This is a genomic window from Streptomyces sp. WAC 04229 (assembly GCF_003947455.1).
Classification (GTDB): domain Bacteria; phylum Actinomycetota; class Actinomycetes; order Streptomycetales; family Streptomycetaceae; genus Streptomyces.
The window spans coordinates 1-17486 of sequence record NZ_QHJH01000141.1 but is presented as its reverse complement, the minus strand read 5'-3'; the positions used below and the strand labels follow the sequence as shown (position 1 = coordinate 17486).

18 protein-coding genes and 4 pseudogenes are annotated in these 17486 nt (G+C 69.2%); 17 read left to right on the top strand and 5 right to left on the bottom strand.

Annotated features, from left to right (window positions below; genetic code table 11):
• On the top strand, positions 1–606 hold a 606-nt coding region (locus DMH12_RS28195), incomplete at its 5' end, for a LamG domain-containing protein (protein WP_148107552.1).
• A gap of 99 nt (positions 607–705) precedes the next feature.
• Positions 706–2568: a serine/threonine protein kinase gene (locus tag DMH12_RS28190; RefSeq protein WP_125494262.1), complete on the top strand. Its 1863-nt coding sequence runs from the start codon at positions 706–708 to the stop codon at positions 2566–2568.
• 18 nt (positions 2569–2586) lie between these two features.
• On the opposite strand, the gene DMH12_RS28185 is transcribed toward DMH12_RS28190, so the two are convergent.
• Complete coding sequence (locus tag DMH12_RS28185) at positions 2587–3000, bottom strand: PLD nuclease N-terminal domain-containing protein (protein WP_125494264.1); 414 nt, start codon at positions 2998–3000, stop codon at positions 2587–2589.
• Positions 3001–3086: 86 nt separating this feature from the next.
• Here DMH12_RS28185 and DMH12_RS28180 point away from each other — a divergent pair, with 86 nt between their 5' ends.
• The 10 genes from DMH12_RS28180 to DMH12_RS28140 all read left to right on the top strand — a co-directional run bounded on the left by DMH12_RS28180 (position 3087) and on the right by DMH12_RS28140 (position 11287).
• A complete protein-coding gene (locus tag DMH12_RS28180) occupies positions 3087–4544 on the top strand; it encodes a menaquinone biosynthesis decarboxylase (protein WP_125494261.1) in 1458 nt (485 codons plus the stop codon).
• Entirely contained in the window at positions 4541–5446 is a 906-nt protein-coding gene (gene mqnP / locus DMH12_RS28175) for a menaquinone biosynthesis prenyltransferase MqnP (RefSeq protein WP_125494260.1), read from the top strand. The genes DMH12_RS28180 and mqnP overlap by 4 nt, the downstream gene beginning before the upstream one ends.
• Before the next feature lie 55 nt (positions 5447–5501).
• On the top strand, positions 5502–6152 hold the full coding sequence (locus DMH12_RS28170) for a UbiX family flavin prenyltransferase (RefSeq protein WP_125494263.1): 651 nt from the start codon (positions 5502–5504) through the stop codon (positions 6150–6152).
• A 67-nt stretch (positions 6153–6219) separates the two neighbouring features.
• Positions 6220–6675: an Lrp/AsnC family transcriptional regulator gene (locus tag DMH12_RS28165; RefSeq protein ID WP_064729209.1), complete on the top strand. Its 456-nt coding sequence runs from the start codon at positions 6220–6222 to the stop codon at positions 6673–6675.
• Positions 6676–6748: 73 nt separating this feature from the next.
• Positions 6749–7912 carry an aminofutalosine synthase MqnE gene (gene mqnE / locus DMH12_RS28160; protein ID WP_122615615.1) on the top strand — a complete coding sequence of 388 codons (1164 nt, stop codon included), beginning with the start codon at positions 6749–6751 and terminating at the stop codon, positions 7910–7912.
• 53 nt (positions 7913–7965) lie between these two features.
• Positions 7966–8490 (top strand): GNAT family N-acetyltransferase, encoded by a 525-nt coding sequence (locus DMH12_RS28155; RefSeq protein WP_125494259.1) that lies wholly within the window; start codon positions 7966–7968, stop codon positions 8488–8490.
• An 83-nt stretch (positions 8491–8573) separates the two neighbouring features.
• Complete coding sequence (locus tag DMH12_RS28150) at positions 8574–8885, top strand: DUF4229 domain-containing protein (RefSeq protein WP_122615617.1); 312 nt, start codon at positions 8574–8576, stop codon at positions 8883–8885.
• 141 nt (positions 8886–9026) lie between these two features.
• Entirely contained in the window at positions 9027–9128 is a 102-nt protein-coding gene (locus tag DMH12_RS40355; RefSeq protein WP_312023977.1) for a putative leader peptide, read from the top strand.
• Positions 9129–9199: 71 nt separating this feature from the next.
• Positions 9200–10525, top strand: a complete 1326-nt coding sequence (locus DMH12_RS28145; protein ID WP_125494258.1) for a dicarboxylate/amino acid:cation symporter — start codon at positions 9200–9202, stop codon at positions 10523–10525.
• A gap of 231 nt (positions 10526–10756) precedes the next feature.
• Complete coding sequence (locus DMH12_RS28140; RefSeq protein ID WP_125494257.1) at positions 10757–11287, top strand: hypothetical protein; 531 nt, start codon at positions 10757–10759, stop codon at positions 11285–11287.
• Positions 11288–11333: 46 nt separating this feature from the next.
• On the opposite strand, the gene DMH12_RS40000 is transcribed toward DMH12_RS28140, so the two are convergent.
• Both DMH12_RS40000 and DMH12_RS39995 read right to left on the bottom strand, forming a co-directional pair.
• Positions 11334–11510: a hypothetical protein gene (locus DMH12_RS40000; RefSeq protein ID WP_260474372.1), complete on the bottom strand. Its 177-nt coding sequence runs from the start codon at positions 11508–11510 to the stop codon at positions 11334–11336.
• Between the two features lie 387 nt (positions 11511–11897).
• A complete protein-coding gene (locus tag DMH12_RS39995; RefSeq protein ID WP_260474371.1) occupies positions 11898–12284 on the bottom strand; it encodes a hypothetical protein in 387 nt (128 codons plus the stop codon).
• Positions 12285–12385: 101 nt separating this feature from the next.
• Here DMH12_RS39995 and DMH12_RS28130 point away from each other — a divergent pair.
• From DMH12_RS28130 to DMH12_RS40545, 3 genes and pseudogenes are all read left to right on the top strand, one after another.
• Positions 12386–12817 (top strand): annotated as a pseudogene (locus DMH12_RS28130) (cell division protein FtsK); the annotation flags it as partial.
• Entirely contained in the window at positions 12814–13011 is a 198-nt protein-coding gene (locus DMH12_RS28125; RefSeq protein WP_125494256.1) for a hypothetical protein, read from the top strand. The pseudogene DMH12_RS28130 and the gene DMH12_RS28125, both read left to right, overlap by 4 nt.
• Positions 13012–13307: 296 nt before the next feature.
• Positions 13308–14657, top strand: a pseudogene (locus tag DMH12_RS40545) (replication initiator).
• Positions 14658–14770: 113 nt separating this feature from the next.
• On the opposite strand, the gene DMH12_RS28115 reads toward DMH12_RS40545, so the two are convergent.
• Entirely contained in the window at positions 14771–16222 is a 1452-nt protein-coding gene (locus DMH12_RS28115; protein WP_125494255.1) for a recombinase family protein, read from the bottom strand.
• A gap of 59 nt (positions 16223–16281) precedes the next feature.
• Here DMH12_RS28115 and DMH12_RS28110 point away from each other — a divergent pair.
• Both DMH12_RS28110 and DMH12_RS28105 read left to right on the top strand, forming a co-directional pair.
• Positions 16282–16440: pseudogene (locus DMH12_RS28110) on the top strand (dicarboxylate/amino acid:cation symporter); the annotation flags it as partial.
• Between the two features lie 138 nt (positions 16441–16578).
• Positions 16579–17256 carry a TetR/AcrR family transcriptional regulator gene (locus DMH12_RS28105; protein WP_125494254.1) on the top strand — a complete coding sequence of 226 codons (678 nt, stop codon included), beginning with the start codon at positions 16579–16581 and terminating at the stop codon, positions 17254–17256.
• Here the strand turns inward: DMH12_RS28105 and DMH12_RS28100 are convergent.
• A pseudogene (locus DMH12_RS28100) lies at positions 17241–17486 on the bottom strand (hypothetical protein); the annotation flags it as partial. The gene DMH12_RS28105 and the pseudogene DMH12_RS28100 overlap by 16 nt on opposite strands.

The window sequence follows — 17486 nt, the reverse complement described above, 5'->3', positions numbered from 1 at the left end:
CCCCCGGGCCCGGTCGGACTCTGGCCCCTCGACGAGGCCGACGGCGGGGTCGCGCGGGACACGGCGGGCGGACACGACGGCACCGCGACCGGCGTCAGATGGCAGGCCGACGGGGGCGGAGCCGCCTTCGACGGGACCGGCGGCCAGATCGTCACCGACGGGCCGGTCCTGGAGACCGGCGAGGGCCGCAGCTTCACCGTCGCGGCCTGGGTCCGCCTGACGGCCGTACCGGGCACCTTCGCCACCGCCGTCAGCCAGGACAGCGACACCGGCAGCGGCTTCTACCTCCAGTACGCCCACGAGGACGGCGGCTGGGCCTTCTCCCGCCCCGGCCTGCGCGCCGTCGGCCGCACCGCACCGGCCGCCGGCGTCTGGACCCACCTGACCGGAGTCTGCGACGGCCGGACCCGCAAGCTCCGCCTCTACGTCAACGGTGTCCAGGAGGCGGAGACCGACGACACCGGCGCCGCCCCCGCCACCGGCGCCTTCATGATCGGCCGGGCCTCCTACGACGGAGCGCCCGCCGACTTCTTCCCCGGCACGGTCCGGGACGTACGCGCCTTCGACCGTGCGCTGCCCCCAGCCGAGGTCGGGAAGCTCGTGTGACGTGACTGATGCACACTCACCATCGTTACGTAGCGCGTTGGTTGACGCCCCGTGCTAAAGATGTAGCTCTCAATGAACCGGTGAACGGACGGGGGAGAGTTGAGCGGGGAAACCGGAGTCGGCCTCACGGGCAGTGGCGCCGAGCCGTTGGAGGACGACGACCCGCGCCGGATCGGACCGGTCCCGCTGCTGGGCCGGCTCGGGGCGGGCGGCATGGGCCGCGTCTACCTCGGCGTACACGAGGGCCGGTACGCGGCCGTCAAGCAGGTCCTGACCTCGGTCGTCGGCGAGGACAAGGAGTTCCTGCGCCGCTTCGGGCACGAGCTGGACAACCTCGCCCGGCTGCCCGCCGGGGCCACCGCGCCGCTCCTCGCGGGTGACCGGGACGCCCGGCCGCCGTGGTTCGCCACCGCCTACGTGCCCGGCATCACCCTGCGCGAGGCCGTCGACCTGCACGGGCCGCTGCCCGCGGCGGCGCTGTGGCTCCTGCTCAAGGAGGCCGCCACCGGACTGGCGGCGGTGCACGCCCTGGACATGGTCCACCGCGACCTCAAGCCGTCCAACGCGATGCTCACCCTCGACGGCCTCACCCTCATCGACTTCGGCGTCGCCCGTGCCGCCGACCAGAGCCAACTGACCAGGACCGGCATGGTGGTGGGCACGCCTGCCTACATGTCGCCCGAACAGGCCTCCGGGAAACGGGCGTCGAGCGGCGTCGTCGACGTGTTCGCGCTGGGCTCGGTGATCGCGTACGCGGCCTCGGGCCGGCCGCCCTTCGGCGACGAGTCCGGGCACGCCGTGCTCTACCGCATCGTCCACGAGGATCCCGACCTCCAGCCGCTGCGCGAACTGGACCCCGAACTCGCCGACGTCGTCGCGGCCTGCCTCGACAAGGACCACGAGGGCCGGCCGACCGCCGCCGAACTGGTCGAACGCGCCGCGCCCCACGCTCCGTCGGCCGCACCGTTGTGGCCCGCGGTGATCACCGAGCGGCTGGCCGAGCGGGCCGCCTTCGCGTCACGTACGCCCGACCCCAGTGTGCTCACGGTGCCCCTGGCACCGCAGGGGCGGACGCCGGAGGCGGCGGAGGAACCAGAAAGGAAGCCGGAGAAGGATCCGGAGAAGGAGCCCAAGAAGAAGCCAGAGGCGGCAGCGCCCCGCACGGAGCGCCGCCGCCGCATCCTGCCGGTGTTCGTCCCCGTGGTGGTCGTCGTGGCGGGCGGCACCCTCGCCTTCCAACTCCTGCCCTACGTCACGGACTCCAGTGACACTGCGGGGCCCAAGGGGCCCTCCTCGTCCGTCACGGCCACCGCCACCGGGTCCCCGTCGCGGACAGCCGCCGACGGGTCCGCGAAGCCCTCGCCCTCCACCGCCGCGTCTTCCTCGAAGAAGCCGGAGCCCGGCGCGAAGGAGTCGGCGACCGCCCCCGGAGCGGGCCCCGGCGCGGACGACGGCAACGCCGCCGCGAAGGGCGACGGCGACTCGGGCACCGGCTCGCGCGGCGACGCCGACGGCGGGGGCAACAGCGACAGCGGCGCCGGCGGGGGCAACAGCGACAGCGGCGCCGGCGGTTCCTCCTCGGGCGACGACACCGGGGCCGAAGCCCCGTCCACGGACGGCACCGTCCTGCGCAACGGATCGACCGGGCACTGCGTCAACGGGTCGCAGGGCGGCGTCCGCCCCGGTTCCTGCACCGCCGACGCCGCCGTTTGGGACCTGCGCGGGACGTCCTCCGGCACCTACCGGATCGTCCACAGGGCGACCGGCAACTGCCTGAGCAGCTACGGCGCCCTCCACAGCGGTTTCTGCAGCTCACAGAGCGGTCAGGAGTGGCGCCTGGGCCCGGGCGACTCCGTCGTCGCCACCAACACCGGCAGGTGCATGGAGGAGTCGACGGTGAGCGGCATGCTCATGATGCAGACCTGCGACGGCTCGGCGCTCCAGCGCTGGACACGGGGGTGAGGCGCGGGGCGTGACGGGTTACTTCCCGCCGCGCCCGCCGTCCGGCCGGTCGTCCTTGTCGGCGTCCCGGTCCTTGTCACCGTCCAGGTCCTTGGCGCCGTTCCCGTCCGCGTCCCCGTCCGTGTCGCGGGCCTCGTCCTTGGCCGGGCCGTTGCCCGGCTCCTTCCCCAGGGACTTCAGGAAGTCCGGGTTGTCGTCCGGCGCGACCCACTGCCGCCGCCCGCCGCCCGCCCGGGGCGACGCTCCCGCCGGCTGCCGCTTCTTGCCGGCGATGATCCAGGAGATGGACCCGACCAGCGGGAACAGCAGCACGAGGATGGCCCAGAAGGGCTTGGGGATGTACCGCACGTCCTCGTCCTTCGTGCTGATGCAGTCGATGAACGCGTAGACGCTCAGGGCCAGTGGCACGAGGAACATCAGCACCCGGAGCATGGGCGTCTCCAGCGGAAGCGGGGGGTGGGGACGCGTCACGACCCCAGGTACAGGGCCAGGGTAGCGGCTCGGGGATACTGGACGGCATGGCTTACGACGATCTTCGCTCCCTGCTCAGGGCGCTGGAGCGCGAGGGCGACCTCAAGCGCATCAAGGCCGAGGTGGACCCGTACCTGGAAGTCGGGGAGATCGTCGACCGGGTGAACAAGGCCGACGGCCCCGCCCTCCTCTTCGAGAACGTGAAGGGCTCCGACATGCCCCTCGCGATGAACGTCTTCGGCACCGACCGCCGCCTGCTCAAGGCCCTCGGGCTCAAGTCGTACGCCGACATCTCCGACAAGATCGGCGGCCTGCTCCGTCCCGAGCTGCCGCAGGGCTTCGTCGGGATGCGCGAGGCGTTCGGGAAGCTCGGCACGATGACGCACGTGCCGCCGAAGAAGGTGAAGCCGGGCAGCGCGCCCGTCCAGGAGACCGTCCTCACCGGCGACGACGTCGACCTCGACCGGCTCCCCGCCCTCTTCACCTGGCCGGACGACGGCGGCTCCTTCTTCAACCTGGGCCTCACCCACACCAAGGACCCGGAGACGGGCATCCGGAACCTGGGCCTGTACCGGCTCCAGCGCCACGACAAGCGCACCATCGGCATGCACTGGCAGATCCACAAGGACAGCCGGAACCACTACCAGGTGGCCGCCCGGCGCGGCGAGCGCCTGCCGGTCGCCATCGCCTTCGGCTGCCCGCCCGCCGTGACCTACGCCTCCACCGCCCCGCTCCCCGGCGACATCGACGAGTACCTGTTCGCCGGGTTCCTGCAGGGCAAGCGGGTCGAGATGGTCGACTGCAAGACGGTCCCGCTCCAGGTCCCCGCCCAGGCCGAGGTCGTCATCGAGGGCTGGCTGGAGCCGGGGGAGATGCTCCCCGAGGGCCCCTTCGGCGACCACACCGGCTTCTACACCCCGCAGGAGCCCTTCCCCGCCCTGAAGATCGACTGCGTGACGATGCGGAAGCGCCCGCTCCTCCAGTCGATCGTGGTCGGCCGCCCGCCGACGGAGGACGGCCCGCTGGGACGGGCGACGGAACGCTTCTTCCTCCCGCTCCTCAAGATCATCGTCCCGGACATCGTGGACTACCACCTCCCCGAGGCCGGCGGCTTCCACAACTGCGCGATCGTCTCGATCGACAAGAAGTATCCCAAGCACGCCCAGAAGGTCATGCACGCCATCTGGGGCGCCCACATGATGTCCCTGACCAAGCTGATCGTGGTCGTGGACTCCGACTGCGACGTCCACGACCTGCACGAGGTCGCCTGGCGCGCGCTCGGCAACACCGACTACGGGCGCGACCTGACCGTCGTGGAGGGCCCGGTCGACCACCTCGACCACGCCTCCTACCAGCAGTTCTGGGGCGGCAAGGCGGGCATCGACGCGACGCGGAAGCTGCCCGAGGAGGGCTACACGCGCGACGGGGGCTGGCCGGACATGGTGCTGTCCGACCCGGAGACGGCGGCGAAGGTCGACCGCCGCTGGAAGGAGTACGGACTGTGACGTCGGCATCCGCCGCGCTGCCGCATCAGCCGGGGCGCACCAAGGCGTTCCTGCGCCTGGTGATGATCGAGCACTCGGTGTTCGCGCTGCCCTTCGCCTACATCGCCGCCCTGACCGCGATGTACGAGTGGGACGAGAACATCCACTGGGGCCGGCTGCTCCTGGTCACCGTCGCCATGGTCGGCCTGCGCACCTTCGCGATGGCGGTCAACCGGATCATCGACCGCGAGATCGACGCCCGCAACCCGCGCACCGCCCACCGCGAACTGGTCACCGGCGCGATGTCGGTCCGGCACGCCTGGACCGGCGCGCTGATCGCCCTGGCCGTCTTCCTGGGCGCGGCGGCCCTGCTCAACCCGCTCTGTCTGGCCCTCGCCCCCATCGCGGTCGTGCCGATGGTGGTCTATCCGTACGGCAAGCGGTTCACGAACTTCCCGCAGGCCATCCTCGGCCTCGCCCAGGCGATGGGTCCGATCGGCGGCTGGCTCGCCGTCACCGGCAGCTGGTCCTGGGACGCCGTGATCCTCGGCCTCGCGGTCGGCATCTGGATCGGCGGCTTCGACCTGATCTACGCCTGCCAGGACGTCGAGACGGACCGCGAGGTCGGCGTGAAGTCGGTCCCGGCCCGCTTCGGCGTCCCGGCCGCGATCTGGGGCGCCCGCGCCTGCCACACCGTGACCACGGCCCTGTTCGTCTGGTACGCCCTCGCCACCGACGCCGGGTTCTTCTTCTGGCTCGGCCTGCTCGTCGTCGCGGGCGCCTTCCTCTACGAGCACACCATCGTCCGGCCCACCGACCTGACCCGCCTCAACAGGGCGTTCTTCAGCGTCAACGGATTCATCGGCATCGCCCTGTTCGTGTGCGCGCTGCTTGATCTGCTGGTGCGGGGCCTCACGGTCTGAAAACCCTGAGCCTGCGACTAGGCTCGACATCATGAACCCAGGACAGACGCAGCGCGTGCCTTGGATCGTGGGGGTCTCCGGAGCATCCGGCACCCCCTACGCCGCCGCCGTGCTACGCGCGCTGCTCGCCGCCGGCGAGAGCGTCGACCTGGTGGTCAGCCGGGCCTCGCGGCTCACCCTGCTCGACGAGACCGGCATCTCCTTCCGCGACGCCCACTGGCAGCACGACCTGCGCGAATGGCTGGCCCGCGGAGCCGACGGCAAGCCAGGCACCTTCGACGTGGACGTCTCCGGCGTACGGCACTGGAGCGCGGGAGACCTCGCGGCCGGGCCGTCCTCCGGGTCGTACCCGGTCAAGGGCATGCTGATCGTGCCCGCCTCGACGGCCTGCGTCGCGGGCGTCGCCCTCGGGCTCTCGAAGGACCTGCTGCAACGCTCGGCGAGCGTGACCCTCAAGGAGCGCCGCCCGCTGGTGGTGGCCGTGCGGGAGACCCCACTGGACGGCCGGACCCTGCGGCACCTGGTGACCCTGGACGACGCGGGCGCGAGCGTGGTGCCCGCCTCGCCCGCCTTCTACGCGGGCGCGACGCACATCCAGGACCTCGTGGACTTCGTCGCCGGACGCGTCCTCGACGCGGCCGGGGTCGGACACGATCTCTACCGCCGCTGGCGCGGCGATCTCGGCGGGGCGCGCCCCACCACCTGAGCACCACCTCCCCCCACACGTTGGTTACCCACATCTTCAGAACTCTTCAGTGGAAGGCTTCGATCGCATGGACGCGGTGGACAGGCAGCTCATCCAGGCCCTGAGGGAGAACGGCCGGGCCTCCTACGCGGAGCTGGGGCGCCTCGTCGGACTGTCGGGACCCAGCGTCACCGACCGCATCAACCGGCTGGAGGCGGCCGGCGTCATCACCGGCTACCGGGCGACCGTGGACTCCGCCTCGCTCGGGCTCGGCGTCATCGCCCTGATCGGCATCTCGCTCTCCGACGCCGCCGACCACGAGGACGTGGCGCAGCGGCTGAAGGACCTGAGCGAGATCGAGGACTGCTGGTTCATCGCCGGCGACGACTCCTACATGCTCAAGGTGCGGGCCACCGACGTGGACGGCCTGGAGAGCATCATCCGCCGCCTCTCGGGCACCAAGGGCGTCTCCCGCACCCGCACCACCATCGTGCTCTCCACGAAGTGGGAGAACCGGGTGGGCGAGCTGCCCGAAGAGGTCTGACAACCAGGTCAGACACCGGGGCCCGGCACCGGGGGCGTACGGTTTACGAGTCTGTCTCAGAAAGAGGTATCGCATGGACGCCGGGCTCAAGCGGGAGCTGGAGCAGAAGGTCCGCTCCGGGGAGCGGCTGACCCGCGAGGACGGCATCGCGCTGTACGAGTCGGACGATCTCGCCTGGCTCGGCGGCCTCGCGCACGAGGTGCGGACGCGGAAGAACGGCGACGTCGTCCACTTCAACGTCAACCGCCACCTCAACATGACCAACGTGTGCACCGCCTCCTGCGCGTACTGCTCCTTCCAGCGCAAGCCGGGGGAGAAGGACGCGTACACGATGCGCATCGAGGAGGCGGTGAAGCTCGCCAAGGCGATGGAGGGCGAGAACCTCACCGAGCTGCACATCGTCAACGGCCTGCACCCGAACCTGCCGTGGCGCTACTACCCGCGCTCCCTGCGGGAGTTGAAGGCCGCGCTGCCGGACGTCTCGCTCAAGGCGTTCACCGCCACCGAGATCCACCACTTCGAGACCATCTCCGGGATGTCCGCCTCCGACATCCTCGACGAGCTGATCGACGCCGGTCTGGAGTCGCTGACCGGCGGTGGCGCGGAGATCTTCGACTGGGAGGTGCGGCAGCACATCGTCGACCACCGCACCCACTGGGAGGACTGGTCGCGCATCCACCGCCTGGCGCACGAGAAGGGTCTGAAGACCCCGTGCACCATGCTCTACGGCCACATCGAGGAACCGCGCCACCGCGTGGACCACGTGCTGCGCCTGCGCGAACTCCAGGACGAGACCGGCGGCTTCCAGGTCTTCATCCCGCTGCGCTACCAGCACGACTTCGTGGACATGAAGGACGGCAAGGTCCGCAACCGGCTCCAGGCGCGCACGCAGATGGCGACCGGCGCGGAGGCCCTGAAGACCTTCGCGGTCTCGCGTCTCCTCTTCGACAACGTCCCGCACGTCAAGGTCTTCTGGGTCATGCACGGCGTCCAGACGGCCCAGCTGGCCCTCCAGCACGGCGCGGACGACATGGACGGCTCGGTGGTCGAGTACAAGATCACCCACGACGCGGACGACTTCGGCACGCCGAACAAGCTGACGCGGGAGGATCTGCTCGACCTGATCCGCGACGCGGGGTTCCGGCCGGTGGAGCGGAACACGCGTTACGAAGTCCTCCGGGAGTACGAGGGACCCGACGCGGCACGCCGGGAGTCGCCGCAGCCGATGCGGGTGTGATGTCTCCGGTTGTCTCCCGGCCCACACTTTCAGGTAATGGTTACCATGGGGCCGTGTCCCTTACCTTCGCCTTCGATCCGCCCGTCACCCCCGACCTCCGCGACGGCGTACTCGACCTGTGGACCGACGTCACCAACGCCGGCGGTTCCGTGGGCTTCGTGCCGCCGGTGACGCGGGAGGACATCCGTCCCGAGCTGCTCAAACACCTGACCGGCATGGCCGAGGGCCGCACCCGCCTCCTCGTCGGACACGACGCGGAGGGCCGGGTGGCCGCCACCGCGTTCCTCGCCCTGAACACGCACCGGCTGATGGGCCACTGGCTGTGGCTCTACACGGTGATGGTCCACCCGCGCCACCAGGGCCGGGGCTACGGCCGCGACCTGATGACCGCCGCCGCGGACGCGGCCCGCACCGTCGACGGCATCGAGGCGATACGCCTCACCTGCCGCGGCGGCCTCGGCCTGGAGCGGTTCTACGAGTCCTGCGGCTACAAGGAGGTCGGCCGGGTGCCCGGCGCGATCCGGGTGGCCCCGGGCGACGACCGCGACGACGTCTTCCTCCTCCTGCCGCTGGCCTGACTCCACCCCCCTGCGGGACGCACGCCCCGGCATGCTTCACTGGACAGTGCCTCTTTGTGCCAGAAACGGAAGAGTGGATTGAGATGCTCCGGTACACGCTGATGCGGCTCGGGATCTTCGTGGCCTGCCTCGTGGTCGTCTGGGGCCTCGTCTACGCCGGTGCGCTCCCGCGCGGCCTCGGTGACTCCAACGGCATGTGGGTCATCCTGCTCGCCCTGCTGATCTCGGCCCCCATCAGCTACGTCGCGCTGCGCAAGGAGCGGGACCGGGCCTCCGTACAGGTCGTCGGCCGGGTGGACCGCATGAAGGCCAACCTGGAGGCGAACCGCGGCCAGGAGGACCTCGCCGACGACTCCGCACGGGCGCAGGCGCGGACGCGGGAGCAGACCTCGTAACGTCCGTCACACCACGCGCACGCCCCGGTTTCCCGATTCACAGGAAACCGGGGCGCTTTGCGTTTTGCGGGCGATAGTGGACTCCAGCCTCTCAAAGATAGGCTTTGAGTGTCCCAAAGCATGGGTGTTAAAGTCGTGTGCATGAAGCAAGCAGCCGCGCCCGCCACACCGCCGAGCCTCGGGCTCGTGGCGCGCCTGCACGTGGACCTCTGTCGGTGCGCGTCCGCGAACTGTCGCCCCTGACGTTCTCCCCATCCGTCGTTCTCCACGTCAGTCCAGCGCGTCCGTCCCCGCGTCCCGTCCCCCTACGGAGCATGTCCGTGTCTTCAGAGACTTCAAAGTCTTCCGTGTCCTCGGTCACGAAGTACTTCAAGGTGCCCTTCTGGGCCCAGATACTCGCCGGCCTCGTGCTCGGCGTCCTGCTCGGCTGGCTGGCCCGCAGCCAGGACATATCCTGGCTCGTCACCACCCTGGAGAAGGTCGGTGACACCTTCATCGGCCTGCTGAAGCTGGCCGTCGCACCGCTCGTCTTCTTCGCGATCCTGGTGTCGATCACCAACCTGCGGAAGGTCAACAACGCGGCCCGCCTGGCGTCCCGCACCCTCCTCTGGTTCATGATCACCTCGCTGATCGCGGTGGCCATCGGCCTCGTCATCGGCCTGGTCACCAACCCCGGCGCCGGCACCGGCCTCACCCCGGCCGACGGCGCCAAGCCCGAGAACACCGGTTCCTGGATCGACTTCCTGACCGGCATCGTGCCCACCGACGTCATCACGCCGTTCACCGAGCTGAACGTCCTGCAGATCGTCTTCATGGCCGCCGTCGCCGGCATCGCCGCCCTCCAGCTCGGCGAGAAGGCCCAGCCGATCCTCAACCTGAGCGAGTCGATCCTCGAACTCCTCCAGAAGGCCCTGTGGTGGGTCATCCGCCTCGCCCCGCTCGGCACCGTCGGCCTCATCGGCAACGCCATCGCCACCTACGGCTGGGACCTGATCGGCAAGTACGCCACCTTCACCGCCGACATCTACGTCGGCTGCGCCATCGTGCTGTTCGTGGTCTACCCGGTGCTGCTCGCCACCGTCGCCAAGGCCAGCCCGATCCAGTTCTTCAAGGGCGCCTGGCCCGCAATCCAGCTGGCCTTCGTCTCCCGCTCCTCGGTCGGCACCATGCCGCTGACCCAGAAGGTCACCGAGCGCCTCGGCGTCCCGAAGGAGTACGCGTCCTTCGCCGTGCCGTTCGGCGCGACCACCAAGATGGACGGCTGCGCCGCGATCTACCCGGCGATCGCCGCGATCTTCGTCGCGCAGATCTTCGACATCCAGCTCGGCATCGGCGACTACCTGCTGATCGCCTTCGTCTCGGTCGTCGGCTCCGCCGCCACGGCGGGCCTCACCGGCGCCACGGTCATGCTGACCCTGACCCTCTCCACCCTGGGCCTGCCCATGGAGGGCGTCGGCCTGCTCCTCGCCATCGACCCGATCCTGGACATGATGCGCACCGCGACGAACGTTGCTGGGCAAGTTGTAGCACCGTTGATTGTGTCGGCGCGTGAGGGCATCCTCGACCGGGACAAGTTCAACAGCGTGGCCTCGGCGCCCGTTGACGCGGACGAGCCGAATCCGGTGGCTGTCGCCGCCTGATCGCGGACTGACGGCTACGGTCGGCTAGCTAGGTCTTATGACGCCCCGTGTGGATCTCTGCGCGGGGCGTCGCCCTGTGCCTGTCGAGCGCTGGCGACTTCCCCCCGCACGAAGTCGCGGTCGGGGCAAGTAGGGCTCAGTTGGGTGCCTGCGCCGCCGACCTCTGTGATGTGTAGGCAGTTTTCTGGTAGTTGCTGCACGCTGTCTGCGGAGAGGGTAATAATTCGCGGTATGGATCAGGGGCTGGCGGCTCTATTAGGGGCGAGCGTGGCAGTAGTGGGGGCGTTGTGTACCGGCGGCCTGACGTACGTAGCAACCCGTCGCCAAGCGATGGATAACGGGGAAGTGGCTCACCGTAAGCAATTACGCGAAGAACGTCGTGATGCTTATAAGAAGTTCCTGGCGGCCGCTGAGTCTTTGGACCGGGTGATTTTTAGGCTGGTCGAGCAGGAATGTATTCAGCTGGACTTCGAGTCGCGGTTGGCGAGGGACGCGGTGGCGGAAGTTATGGGTGACCTGGACTCGGCAGCACACAACCTTTATGTGGAGCGGATGAACGTCGCACTGGCTGGTCCATTCGCAATGGGTGGTCTGGCGCATGAACTCTGGCACTACGCATCTTCCCTCCAGATGGACTTATCAATCTATCTCCAGGATGGCTCGCTAGGAGTCGATGAGTTCGAAAAAGCCGTCGATAGAACCGAAAAAGCCAAGACTGAATTCGTGGAGGGTGCGCGAGAGGTGCTGGAGAGTTCCCTATAGCTGCTACTTAGCAGCACCTCTAACTGTCCTGCGCTTCTAAGGGGGATCAGAATGGAAGCTCGGCCTTACCGGTACCTTGCTTGATTGTTGTCACTCGCTCGTGGAAGTCGCGTGTGGCGGCTTCTCGGGGATAGCGGGACCTGAGTTCCTTGTCCAGCACATCGGCGACCAAAAGCAGAGAAGGTAGGGACTTGCGGTCGGCTTCCAGCACTGCTGTGCCCATGCCAGTGGCCTCATCGATCCCCCCGTGCGGGCGGCGGCTACGCCGAGCGTGAGACGCGCTTCTGCGGCTCGCATGGGGGAGATCTCGGTCCCGTCGGGCCCGGTGCTGATGCGGATCACCGAGCGCGCGTGAGTGGCTGCGCGTTCGTCGTCTCCGAGTAGACGGTAGGCATCCATCTCGTAGAAGTCCCACTTGTCCGGGTCAATGATGAAGTGGTGCTCCGGGTGGTCCGGGCAGGGTAGCCGGTCAAGGCGTGCGCGTCCTGCGTCCAGGGAGTCACGGACAAGGCGGCCGTCTCCCATGCGTGCGGCTGCGCGGGCCTTGTGCGCGTACAGCTGCACGCCGATGGAATGTGTCTGGTCGGCGACGTGTCCCGCCTCGACGGCGTCAAGCATGTCCTGCCAGCGACTCTGAGTCAGGGCAACCACGCCTCGATCTCCCACGCCCACGTCTTGATCTCACCGTGGCCGGACTCTTCGCCGATACGGAGTGCAGCACCCTTGCTGAGGTTCGCGGCTCCGCGTTGGCCCGGTCGTACTGGACGCAGGCATTCAGCAGGAAGAGCCATCCGGTGTCGACGAGCAGTTCCCGGTGCTGGCGGAGCGTCATGCGGAATTCGAGCTGTTTCGTGACGTAGTGCAGACCGCTTCGGGTGCGCTCGTGCAGGTAGTCGGCATCGGCGTACGGGTAGGCGCGGGCGAGTTGGTCAATGCCCTGTTCGATCGACTCCAGGGCGGCACTGTTGATGTCGGACTTCTCCGTGCGCCGGAGCATCTCGGCGATGGCGCAGAGTCCGGCTCCGCGCTTCGCGATCAGGGCACTCGGATCGTCCGCGGGGGTCGCCGTGGCCGTGCGTGCCAATTCCCACGGCCGGGGGGAGACTGCAGAGCAAGGCGGAAGCAGAGCAGTGCTCAACGCTGCTGTTGCGGCTGGCGCAGCTCGGTGCCGCGCTCGGCCTGCATCTGGTGGTTGCCGGCCCACGCGTCGGCTCCGACCTCGGCCCCGGCGTCACGGCCCTGCGTGCTCAGCTCGGCGGCCGGATCTGCCACCGCGTCAACGACCCCAGCACCGCCGAGATGACGTTGGGCGACCTCAACAAGGACGCCGTCACGGTCGCACAGGCGATCACGGCTCAGGAACGCGGCGTGGCCGTGTGCACCGGCCCTGACGGCGGCTGGGCCCGCGCCCGCTCCCACCTCACCCCCACGGATGAGGCCGTGGCGACCGCCCGGAAGCACTCGGGCATGACCCCCGACCTGCCCGCGATAGAGCGCGCCTTGGTGGCGCTGGAAGGAGACAGCAAGTGATCAGTGATGGTACGGCGTTCACGTTCGCGGTGGTCTTCGGGATCATCACCGTCCTCCTCGTCCGCTCCCGCGACGTACGCGGCTGGGAAGCGGTCTGCTTCGGCCCCTTCGGCCTCTACCTCGGCCAGACCCCCGTCCTGTTCACCATCCACGGCTTCGTCACCTGGGCCGTCAGCGGCTTCTCCCACACCTGAGAGACAAGAGACCTCACCCATGGGCATGCGCCGCGTGAGGTGCACCCTCTGCAAGGGCGACGGAGCACGCAAGACCTGGACCGGACGACTGCGCCGCTGCCGCGTCTGCCGGGGCACCGGAACCATCCGCCAACCCCACCACCCGCGATCACGCAAGGAGCGATCCCCATGACCGATGACGCGCCACCACTCACCACCCGTGCCGCTGCGGCGGCCCACCCGGGAAGGTCACCCCCATCACCCCGCACCCCACCACCCCGGCTGACGGGCGCGCCGCCCTCGACCACGCGGCGCGCCTGCGGCACCTCCCCGAAGCAGCCCGAGACGCCCTCCGCATCGCCCAAGACCCCGACTTCTCCCGCTGGCTGCAACAGATCACCGCCACCGGCGGCTGCGCCCACCCCGTCCACCTCTCCGGCTCCACCACCACCCTGGACGGCACAACCGGCGAAATCCTCCATCGCTACGACACCCGCAACGAACCCGGCGAGGCCTCCTGGTCCGCTGCCGCAACCGCCGGGCAACCGTATGCGGCCCCTGCTCCCGACTCCACGCGGGCGACACGTTCCATCTCGTCCGAGCCGGTCTTACGGGCGGCAAGAACGTTCCCACCACCATCCGCACACGTCCGCGCCTCTGCGTCACCCGCACCGCCCCCTCCTTCGGGGCGGTCCACCGCGCGGGGCAAAAATGCCGCCCTCGCCGTGACGGCGGCACCTGCGAGCATGGCCGTCCCCTTGGCTGCGGGACCATGCACGCCCCGGACGCTCCCGCTGTCGGACAACCCCTCTGCCCGGACTGCTACGACTACACCGCTCACGTCCTGTGGCACGCCCACGCTTCCAAGCTGTGGGACCTATTCGTCATCGACGTCCGGCGGCGCCTCGCCTCCTCCGCAGGCATCGTGCAATCCCGCTTCGCCCGGCACGCCGGCTGTCGTTCGCGCGCATCGCGGAGTACCAGAAGCGCGCGCCCGTCCATGTGCATGCCGTTGTCCGCCTCGACAGCCCGGACGGACCCACCGACGAACCTCCGCCCTGGGGCACCCTGGAACGGCTCACCCGCGCCGTGCACGCTTCCGCCCAGCGCGTGACGGTCCGCACCCCCTATAGCCCCGCTGTGGGGGAACTGGAACTGAGCTGGGGGAGGCAGACCGACGTCCGTGTTCTGCACGCCGACGGTGACGGGCCCGACGATGACGCCGTGGCCGCGTACGTCGCGAAATAGTCAGCAAGGGCACCGATGAGACGGGCGCCGGCACCGACCACAAAGTCACCACCTGGGACGACATCGACTCGGCCCCCGCCAGCCGACATGTCCGCACGCTCATGCACACCTGCTGGAACGTCGGCGGCCTCCCCGAACACGCGCCCCTGCGTCTGCGTTCCTGGACCCATACCCTCGGCTACCGGGGTCACATCCTCACCAAGTCCCGCGCCTACTCCACCACCTACGCGGCCTTGCGTGCCGAACGCGCCCACCACGTCGGCCATACCGACATACCCGACGCGATCACGGATGCTCGCTGGCGATACATCGGCTCCGGCCACACCCCCGGCGCCGCCCTCATCGCCGCTGGCGTCGCTACGGACCTGGCGGAGAACCAGGAGGAAGCACGTAGCCAGCGGGGCGCCCATGACCGATGAGCCGGTACAGCCGCTTCCTGATTGGATCTCCGAGATCCTCTGCCGTTGGGTGCCGCCCAAGGACTTCGACACCCGCATGACGGCTGTCATCGACAGCTACCTTGCCGACCGTGTCAAGCCGGAGACTCCGGCGAGTCCTCATGCTCGGCGCCGACCGGCGTGATCTTGATGGACGTGATCTCCGGCGGCTTGCGCCTGCCACGGCCGATGCTGAAAACCTCGACGCGGTCGATCACGGACGTCACGATGGCGCGACGGCGTTCGAGGTTCTCGGGCGCGTCATCCTTCCAGACCGCAAGCACATCGGTTTCGACACGGGATCGACGGATCGTCGCTGTCGCCTCGCGTGTGCGCAAGGTCTGAAGCTCTGCGCGCAGGTGGGTCAAGGAGTCGAAGTAGTCTTCGTCCTCCATCTGACCCTCCTTCCAGCGGCCTCGGAGCGCTCGGATACGGCTCTCCAGCACACTGATCTGGCCCGTGAGGTCCTCAGTCTGTGCCTCTTCCTTCTGCGGCATGCGGGACAAGAGCGCAGCCTCAATCACCTCATTGAGCCGCTCTTCGATCCACTCGTACTTGCGGCTCACCTTGCCGCATCCCAGGCGTCCGTTCTGTCCTCGCTGGCCCGAGTGACAGAACGTCCGTCGAAACGTTCGTCCCTGGATGGTCGCCCACTGGACGCGCATGGCGGACCCGCAATAGCCGCACCGCAGGAATCCGGAGTACACGTGCTTCCGCTTGCCCGACCCCTGCGCCGCCGGTGTGGCTCGCCCATCGAGCAGAGTCTGAACGTTCTCCCACTGCTCGCGAGTCAGCGGGGCGCCGTAGACGCTGTCCCCGATGTCCTGCCCCTTGTAGGTGACGATCCCCCCGGTCCGCTCCGACCGGTACACACGCTTCACCGACTGGATGGTCCACGCGCCACCGTATGGCGTCGTTGAGCCCTTGGAACTCCAGTACCGGACCACATCACCAGGTGTCTTCGGGTTCCGGCCCATCAGCATGCGATAGCCCTCGCGGATGAGCTCGGTCTCGCCTTCGTCCAGCTGTTGGAAGTGCGACCCCTCCTTGAAGCCGAATTGCCGCAGCCCGCCGGCATGCGGCTTGCCCTGCTCCCTACGCTGCAAGAGGGAGTTGTTGACGCGCTCCGACATGCGCTCGGTCTCCTGCTGAGCCACCGCGCCTTTGATCGTAAGGATCATGCGGCCGTTAGCTGTCGCCGTATCCTCGCCCTCCGTCGTGGCGAACGCGAACCCGTGTGCCTTCTGCTCTTCGAGGAAGCTCGTCAGCTCACTGATCCGGCGCGTCAGGCGGTCGATGGAGTAGACGACGATGCCGTCGATGAAGCCATCCCGTGCATCTCTGAGCATCTCCGTGTACTGAGGGCGGCGACGCTTGCTCGTGGTCGACGCCGAGACGTCGTTCTCCGGGTAGACCTTGAGGACTCCCCACCCCATGCGTTCGCACAGCTCCCGGCACGCCTTCTCCTGCCGCTGGATGCCGAGCTCCTGACCTTTGCGGTCCTTGCTGATTCGTACGTAGATCCCCACACGCTTTGGCTTGGCCATGTCCCACCCCTGGTCACGTGTCAGATGCCTGCGCTCTCTACAACGTACATACACAAAGTACGGTTACTGACGTCGCCGGACAGGCGCTGGTTTCGGTCATCGTCTCGGCCCGCGAGGGCATCCTCGACCGCAAGGCCTACGACGAGGCGCACGCCTCGCCGATCGACGAGCCGGAGCGCGAGAAGCAGGCACCGGAGCCGGTCCCGGCCGCCGCCTGAGCACCGGCCGACCCGACAGAAGTCGCCCCGCGCCGGCACCCGGCGCGGGGCGTCCTGTCATGCCGTGCGGCCTCGGCGGCGCGGAGCGCGTGGCGGTGGCGTCCTGATCACCGCCGCGCGGACCGTACGCTGATGCGCATGGGTGCCGGGAAGACCAAGCGGATGCCGCGTGCGGTGCGTGAGCAGCAGATGCTGGACGCCGCCGTGCGCGTCTTCGGACAGCGCGGGTACATGGCGGCGTCGATGGACGAGATCGCCGAACTGGCGGGTGTCTCCAAGCCGCTGGTGTACCTGTACCTGAACTCGAAGGACGACCTGTTCACCGCGTGCATCCGGCGTGAGGCCCGGGCCCTCACCGAGGCGGTCCGGGCCGGTGTGCGTCCGGGGCTGTCCGCCGACGGGCAACTGTGGTCGGGGCTGCGGGCGTTCTTCACGCACACCGCGCGGTACCCGGACGCGTGGCGGGTGCTGCACCTGCACGCCCGTACGCACGGTGAGCGGTTCGCGGCCGAGGTGGCGGCGATGCGCGAGGAGATCGTCGCGTTCGTGACGCAGCTCATCGCGGCGGCGGCGCGGGACGCGCACCGCGATCCGCATCTGCCCGACGGCGAGGTCGCCGGGCTCGCCGAGGCGCTGGTCGGTGCCGCCGAGTCACTGGCCGACTGGGCGGGTGCCACCGAGGGCGTCACTGCGAGGCAGGCGGCGGCGACCCTGATGAACTTCGCCTGGGCGGGCCTGGGCGACCTGATGGCGGGCCGCCCCTGGTCCGAGCCCGAGGACGCGGGCCCGGAGCCGCTGGCTCAGGCCGCCGGGTAGGGCCCCGCCTCGCCGGACAGGTGCAGCCGTCGCCCCGAGTCGCCGCGCAGCTCGAACCGGCCCCCCTCGGCCCCGTAGGTCACCGTCCCCGGCAGCAGCACCGGGGCCCGGAACTCGGCCCGCACCGTCGTCGCGTCCGGTGTCCCGTGCTCGGCGAGACAGCGGGCCACGGTCCACATGCCGTGCGCGATGGCCCGGGGGAAGCCGAAGAGGCGGGCGGTGAGGGGGTG

Bases quoted from the DNA above. Each gene is read 5' to 3' on its own strand.
- DMH12_RS28185 (WP_125494264.1), bottom strand. From the start codon at position 3,000: ATGCTCCGGGTGCTGATGTTCCTCGTGCCACTGGCCCTGAGCGTCTAC.
- DMH12_RS28180 (WP_125494261.1), top strand. From the start codon at position 3,087: ATGGCTTACGACGATCTTCGCTCCCTGCTCAGGGCGCTGGAGCGCGAG.
- DMH12_RS28165 (WP_064729209.1), top strand. From the start codon at position 6,220: ATGGACGCGGTGGACAGGCAGCTCATCCAGGCCCTGAGGGAGAACGGC.
- mqnE (WP_122615615.1), top strand. From the start codon at position 6,749: ATGGACGCCGGGCTCAAGCGGGAGCTGGAGCAGAAGGTCCGCTCCGGG.
- DMH12_RS28150 (WP_122615617.1), top strand. From the start codon at position 8,574: ATGCTCCGGTACACGCTGATGCGGCTCGGGATCTTCGTGGCCTGCCTC.
- DMH12_RS40355 (WP_312023977.1), top strand. From the start codon at position 9,027: ATGAAGCAAGCAGCCGCGCCCGCCACACCGCCGAGCCTCGGGCTCGTG.
- DMH12_RS28145 (WP_125494258.1), top strand. From the start codon at position 9,200: ATGTCCGTGTCTTCAGAGACTTCAAAGTCTTCCGTGTCCTCGGTCACG.
- DMH12_RS28140 (WP_125494257.1), top strand. From the start codon at position 10,757: ATGGATCAGGGGCTGGCGGCTCTATTAGGGGCGAGCGTGGCAGTAGTG.
- DMH12_RS40000 (WP_260474372.1), bottom strand. From the start codon at position 11,510: ATGGGCACAGCAGTGCTGGAAGCCGACCGCAAGTCCCTACCTTCTCTG.
- DMH12_RS39995 (WP_260474371.1), bottom strand. From the start codon at position 12,284: ATGCTCCGGCGCACGGAGAAGTCCGACATCAACAGTGCCGCCCTGGAG.
- DMH12_RS28115 (WP_125494255.1), bottom strand. From the start codon at position 16,222: ATGGCCAAGCCAAAGCGTGTGGGGATCTACGTACGAATCAGCAAGGAC.
- DMH12_RS28105 (WP_125494254.1), top strand. From the start codon at position 16,579: ATGGGTGCCGGGAAGACCAAGCGGATGCCGCGTGCGGTGCGTGAGCAG.